The following is a 659-nucleotide window of genomic DNA, read 5'->3' as shown; positions in this document are numbered from 1 at the left end:
GCGCGGCAGGGATCGAACCTGCGACCGCTCGGGTGTAAACCGAGTGCTCTCCCGCTGAGCTACGCGCCCGGACCGGGGCGGGGACCGCCCCGGATGCGGCTACAGCGCCGCGAGGGCCTTCTTCCAGCCCTCCTGGTCACGGGCCTCGCCGGGCTGGTTGACCTCGGCGAAGCGGATCACGCCGTCGGAGTCGACGAGGAAGGTCCCGCGGACGGCCATGCCGGCGCCCTCGTTGAACACGCCGTAGGCCTTGGCGACCTCGCCGTGCGGCCAGAAGTCCGACAGCAGCGGGAACGTGTAGTTCTCCGCGGTGGCCCACGCCTTGAGCGAGAAGGTGGGGTCGGTGGAGATCGCGAGGATCTGCACGTCGTCGTTCTGGAAGGACGAGAGGTCGTCGCGCACCGTGCAGAGCTCGCCGGTGCAGATCCCCGAGAACGCGAACGGGTAGAAGACCACCAGGACGGCCTTGTCGCCCTGGAAGGACGAGAGCGAGACCTCCTGCTTGTCCTGGTCCTTCAGGGTGAAGTCCGGGGCCTTGCTGCCCACCTCGGGTGCCATGCGTCGTTCTCCTCGAAGGCATGCGGATGCCCGCGGCGCGGGCAGACGTCGAGACGAGCCTACTAGGCCGTGTTTAGAAACCCTGGGCGGCGAGGGCGCGT

At 68.7% G+C, this 659-nt stretch carries 1 protein-coding gene; it reads right to left on the bottom strand.

Annotated features, from left to right (window positions below):
• Window positions 1-99: 99 nt before the first annotated feature.
• Complete coding sequence (locus tag ACFQH9_RS32020) at window positions 100-558, bottom strand: peroxiredoxin (protein ID WP_379572208.1); 459 nt, start codon at window positions 556-558, stop codon at window positions 100-102.
• Between the last annotated feature and the right edge of the window lie 101 nt (window positions 559-659).

Source organism: Pseudonocardia lutea (genome assembly GCF_042658055.1).
GTDB classification, from domain to species: Bacteria; Actinomycetota; Actinomycetes; order Mycobacteriales; family Pseudonocardiaceae; genus Pseudonocardia; species Pseudonocardia lutea.
The sequence above is the reverse complement of the archived record's forward strand: the minus strand, read 5'-3'. Positions and strand labels throughout refer to the sequence as shown.

Bases quoted from the DNA above. Each gene is read 5' to 3' on its own strand.
- ACFQH9_RS32020 (WP_379572208.1), bottom strand. From the start codon at position 558: ATGGCACCCGAGGTGGGCAGCAAGGCCCCGGACTTCACCCTGAAGGAC.